The 5,427-nt window shown below is 38.5% G+C and carries 5 protein-coding genes; 3 read left to right on the top strand and 2 right to left on the bottom strand.

From position 1 onward, the window contains the following. Window positions 1–45: 45 nt before the first annotated feature. Window positions 46–492 carry a hypothetical protein gene (locus tag GXZ17_RS09275; protein WP_409377005.1) on the bottom strand — a complete coding sequence of 149 codons (447 nt, stop codon included), beginning with the start codon at window positions 490–492 and terminating at the stop codon, window positions 46–48. A gap of 227 nt (window positions 493–719) precedes the next feature. On the opposite strand from GXZ17_RS09275, the gene GXZ17_RS09270 reads away from it, so the two are divergent. The 3 genes from GXZ17_RS09270 (at window position 720) to GXZ17_RS09260 (ending at window position 4,733) form a co-directional block, all read left to right on the top strand. Continuing rightward, window positions 720–1,631 carry a cation diffusion facilitator family transporter gene (locus GXZ17_RS09270; protein WP_409377004.1) on the top strand — a complete coding sequence of 304 codons (912 nt, stop codon included), beginning with the start codon at window positions 720–722 and terminating at the stop codon, window positions 1,629–1,631. Between the two features lie 1,000 nt (window positions 1,632–2,631). Then, window positions 2,632–3,234, top strand: a complete 603-nt coding sequence (locus GXZ17_RS09265; protein WP_409377006.1) for a uracil-DNA glycosylase — start codon at window positions 2,632–2,634, stop codon at window positions 3,232–3,234. A 47-nt stretch (window positions 3,235–3,281) separates the two neighbouring features. Then, window positions 3,282–4,733 carry a radical SAM protein gene (locus GXZ17_RS09260; protein WP_409377003.1) on the top strand — a complete coding sequence of 484 codons (1,452 nt, stop codon included), beginning with the start codon at window positions 3,282–3,284 and terminating at the stop codon, window positions 4,731–4,733. A gap of 509 nt (window positions 4,734–5,242) precedes the next feature. Here GXZ17_RS09260 and GXZ17_RS09255 read toward each other — a convergent pair. After that, window positions 5,243–5,427: sugar phosphate isomerase/epimerase family protein (locus GXZ17_RS09255; RefSeq protein WP_409377002.1), on the bottom strand; the 185-nt coding region annotated here is incomplete at its 5' end.

The raw sequence follows: 5,427 nt of genomic DNA, 5'->3' as shown, positions 1-5,427 counted from the left end.
TTTATCTTTATTGGTGTTTTCCAATTCAGCACTCCATCAATAAGTTTATTTAGAATAAGGAAGATTATATCTCGTCTCTATTCGGTTAATTTTCAACTCATTTTCTTCCCAGGTAAAAGTAACCTCAGCCACAGGTAGCATGTTCTCCTCTTCTTTCTCCTGACCTTCGATCTTTTTACTGATAATCAGTTTACCCTCTTCTACTGAAAAGTAAAAAAGAGAGCTGTAAGAAGAAGGAATATTATCCCCCTGGAAAGTACTACCTTTATCTTTCAGCAGCTGGATAGCTTCCACCAATGCTCCCTCTATTTTATATTCCTCCTTGAATTTCTCAATGTGAGCATCTTCTACTTGATAATGAAGAAGCACATTGCCAAGAAACCAGGAAGAAATAATAAGTAAAAAACTAACTACTACCAGGATGAAGATATCTATCATACCGGATTCTGAGCTAACCTCGGTTTGTAATTTCTTCCCCATTTTTCTGGCCATTTTCTACCCTCCCTTTTAAGGAGATAAAGCTCTACAGGAATCAATCATCGATGTGCTTTCTTTTCTAACGCTTCTAACAATCGCTAACACTATACAGGACAGGAAGATTATAACAGATACAGGGAAAGTACCGCTATTTTCAATAGCTTTACAGTGAAACTTAAAAGATTATAATATAGAGGCAAAGAAAACCCTCGATTATTTTATCGAAAACCAAAGAGTGGAAAATGAGAGAGCAAAAATTTTCTTCAGAAGAAATTCCCAGTAATCCTCTGGCCTCCAAGGCTTACTACGCCAGATTAGAGGCCTGGATCAGTATATTAGTGAATTTTACCCTTTTTGGGATAAAACTTTACTATGGCCGCCTTTCTCAAAGTTTAGCTCTTACTGCCGATGCTTTTGAAACATTGTCCGATGTAGCTACTTCTTTAGCCATTTTCTTCATTGCCCGAGAGCTCGATCGTCCCCCAGACCGAGAACATCCTTTCGGGCATGGTCGGTTAGAAGATACCACTACTCTTATTATAGCCGTTCTTCTTTTTATTGTAGGCATTCAATTCTTAATTCAAGGTTGCCAGAGGATTTTTCATCCTTCTCCTATTCAGTTTTCTTTACCGGCGCTTTTCGCCATACTAATAGGCATGGGAGGAAAAGAAATTTTGGCGCAGGTAGCCTTTTTTCTGGGGAAAAAGGCATCTAATTCCGAACTTCTCATCGCTAAAGCCTGGCATCATCGTAGTGACGCTTTAGACTCTCTGCCTGTTTTAGTAGTGTTTTTGTTTCCTCGTTATCCCTGGTTGGATGGAGTTAGCAGTTTATTCACCTCTACCATTATCATCTTGATGGCTAGCAAAATTTTGCGGGGCTCGGTTTCTCGGCTGTTAGGAAGAAGCATTTCTCCTGAAGAGAAGGAGAAGATCTTGAATATAACTTCCCAATTTAAGGAAGTAGATAATGTTCACTCTATTCACCTCCATGATTACGGAGGTAAAGGAGTTATTACTATGCATATTGAAGTAGATGGAAGCCTTTCAGTTAAAGAGGGGCATGATCTGTCCGAAAAAATAGAAAAAGAAATTAAAGAACAAACGGGCTTTGAGGGAATAGTCCACATAGAGCCTCTTAGCGAAGAAAAGTGATTATTATTCTACCGTCACGTCTTTAATTAAGTGACGAGGTTAGCCCGTATTACATCTTCTCTCCAGAACTATATAAGTAATCCAAGAGTTGCAGAGAAACAATGGCTAAAAGAGAGCTAAGCAGCTCTTCTATATCAGAAGAAACTATTTTACCTGCTTTTCAATTTCCCCTTTCTTACCAAAATTACAATTACCACTTCCAGGTCTATTAGCGATAGGGTCATCCTTCATTTCTCTAGTAATTAAGTCTTCTGCCCAGAGCAGGCTATCTCTTTTAACTTTAAAGATCTTAATGCCGGAGGATAAAAAAGCTCTCGTCCGGAATATAGAAAGTCTCAAAAAAGATAGCATTATTGAGCCAACTAAATGATAGAATCGCTTTCTTCCAACTTACTTCCTGAATAAAGCAAAGCGCTAAAAGCAAAAAACTGTTCTCTGGTAAAGAAAAGGCTGGTAGAAGCAATTCCAGTTTTTCACTTCCACTCGAGCGGAAATTATATCTTGAGACAAGGAGTAAGAGAACTACTATTCATCACGCTACATATAGAAAAAACTATTGCTCCCTTACAACAGGAAAGATTACCACTACTAATACATGAGCTGTTTCTCTTGATTGGAAAACACGTATAACTGGATGCCTCTATCTAGTGCTGAATATCTCCATCGTCCTGATATATCCAAGCAGGCTAAAACTATATCGATTACGAAAGCTATTGCAGAGGGCAGACGATAGATAGGGGAATTGAGGATGAGTAGAATAAGTTTTTAACAAGTTACGTTTAGTCTTTAAAGGAGTGGTTAGTGAAATTTCCCCATAGTTCTGTTCTATATAAGTCCTTATGCAGAGGGCTGCAGTTATTTGACAAGGAATGCTCCTGACTTAAAAAGATGTAAAGATATTCTCTTATCGGAAAAATTTTTGAAAAGCTTAATTATATGATAAAATTAGTAGTAATAGCTGAATTAAGAAGTGTATCTTTGTTTTGCAGGTGAAAAAGTGATAAAGTCCTCGATCAGCAAAGAAGAATTATTAGAAGAGATAAAAAGCGAGGTAAAAACATGTACCCTTTGTTCCCTTTCTCAGAGCAGAACTAAAATAGTCTTTGGAGAAGGGGACCCTGATGCATTGCTTATGTTCGTTGGAGAAGCACCTGGAGAAGAAGAAGACCGAACCGGAAGACCTTTCGTAGGTAAAGCCGGCCAGTTACTCACTAAAATCCTTCAATCAGTAGGTTTAAAAAGAGAAGAAGTATATATTACCAATATAATAAAGTGTCGTCCCCCGGGCAATAGAACCCCTGCTCAAAGCGAAATGGATAGTTGTTTTCCTTATCTGGAGGCTCAAATCGCTATTATCAATCCTTCTATAATCATAACCTTAGGTGGCACTTCTACTCTTTACCTTTTAGGCAAAAAAGAACCTATCAGCAAACTTCGGGGTCAGTGGTTTGATTGGCGAGGAGGAAAAAAAATCTTTCCCATGTTCCATCCCAGTTTTCTCCTCCGTTATAATTCTCGACAACCAGGATCTCCCCGATATTTAACCTGGAAAGACATTCAAGAGGTTAAAAGGACATATGACCTTTTGAAACAAAGTTCTTAGGCAATGTGTTATAATAAAAAGAATTCCTTTTGAGGGAGGGACTTAATATGAGTTATTTAGATTCCTTAAAAGCATTCACTACTGAGCAAGTAGTAAAGCTAATGGTAAACTCTTTGCGCAATGCTTCTGATGAAAACATCATCAGACTCACCTATCTGGCGGAGAAGCTTACTCCTATTGAGTATTATCGAGACCAAATTCGAGCGCTTCGTCAAATGTTTGAAGAACAAAGACCCCAGATAGTGTTAGCCCGCCGTGTTCTACAAGAAACTCATCCCAATGTAAGAGAGAAACTCGTAGTTAATCTCATCGTTAAGAGCATTCTTTTGGGAGTTCCCAAAAGACAAAAATTAGAAAAAGAGTTAGGAGTACAGGTTCCTTTTTTCTTTGTCGTAAGCCCTACTATGAGATGTAATCTTAACTGTTATGGTTGTTATGCTGGGCAGTATCGCAAAGAAAGTGATATGCCCATCGAGCTTCTGGATCGCTTATTCAATGAAGCCGAAGAAATGGGCATGAATTTCCTCACTATTTCTGGAGGAGAGCCATTCATCCGAAAAGAACACCTAGATCTTTTTGAAAAACACCCCGATATAGCTTTCCAGATTTATACTAACGGTACTTTGATTAATCAGGAAGTGGCTAAACGCTTAGCCCAAATGGGTAACGTTTATCCCGCTATAAGTGTAGAAGGCTACGAAAAAGAGACTGATGAACGTCGAGGAAAAGGAACATTCAAAAAAATCATGCAAGCCATGGAAGCTCTACGTGATGAAGGAGTGCTTTTTGGCTTTTCCATTACTGCTACCCGTCATAATACTGAATTAGTATCCAGCGATGAATTTATAGAATTTTTGATTAACAAAGGGTGTGCCTTCGGGTGGTTTTTCACTTACGTTCCCATAGGTAAAAAACCCGATACTTCCCTAATGCCTACTCCAGAACAAAGGCTTCATCTCCGCAACCAAGTACACCGCATTCGTTATGAAAAACCAATTTTTATCGGTGACTTCTGGAATGACGGGCCATACGTGGGAGGTTGTATTGCTGGAGGAAGAAGATACTTCCATATCAATAACGCTGGAGACGTAGAGCCTTGCGTATTCTGCCATTTTACTGTAGATAACGTAAAAGATAAATCTCTAAAAGAAGTTTTTTCCTCTCCTTTCTTCCGAGCTATCCAGAAAGAACAACCTTATGATAACAACCTGATGAGGCCTTGCATGCTCATTGACGTTCCCGAAGTTCTACGAGAAGTAGTAGAGAAATATGGGGCTCGCCCCAGCCATGAGGGAGCAGAAACCCTGATAACTACTCTCAAAGATGAAATAGATCGATATGCGCAGGCATTTAAAGAACTAACTGACCCCATTTGGGAAACCGAGTACAAAGGAACAGTGTACTACAAGGATTACAAAACAGAGAGAAAAGAGTATCTCCGTAAATTAGAAGAAGAAGCCAATGCAAATCGAGAAAAAACAAAAGTAGGAGTAAATTAAAAACAGGCTTTATTTTTAGGGTAAATCCCAGGGTGGAAACTATGCCCTGGGATTTTTTTTACTTTACTCAAAGACCCTTCCCCAAAAATTATTTTATCCAAAGCATAAAAACATTATTTATAAGGCCACCTGGGAACTTTTTGGTAATCTCCAGGGTTTATAAGGGGACTTCCCCTATACTGATGAAAAAGCTTTTCTCAATAGTTCTCGCGTTTTTAGCCTTTTTTATTTATGTCGCAGCAAACTGCCGGTGTGGTAATTCTAATATTTTAACTCTATCTAAGTTACCTTCTAGAAGTGTTCTGCAATAATCTCTCTTTTACTTCTTTACTCGTAGTACAATTTAACAGGTTTTGCAGAATACTGTAAATTCATAAATTTAACTTTACGTCATAGACTGTACTTCTGAGAATAATTATAAAAGCGGTGATTTATTTGTAAGAAAACTTCGCTCTATCTCAACTATCTTCAGAGGGGTAAGAGAAAAACACAGGTTCCTCTCCGTATTTCTACAATCGAACCTGCTTGTTTAAATAGTCAATGGTTTGTTTTACTGCCTCAGGAAAATTAGGTTTTTGGAGAATTTCTGCTGAAACAAAACCCTGATAGTTGATGTCTCGCAAAGCTCGAAAAATAGACTCAAAATCAATATGGCCAAACCCTGGCGCCCAGCGGTTGCTATCAGCAATATGGA

The organism is Candidatus Sordicultor fermentans (genome assembly GCF_012728195.1).
In the GTDB taxonomy this organism is placed as follows: domain Bacteria; phylum Atribacterota; class Atribacteria; order Atribacterales; family Caldatribacteriaceae; genus Sordicultor; species Sordicultor fermentans.
This window is presented reverse-complemented; position numbering and strand designations above follow the sequence as displayed.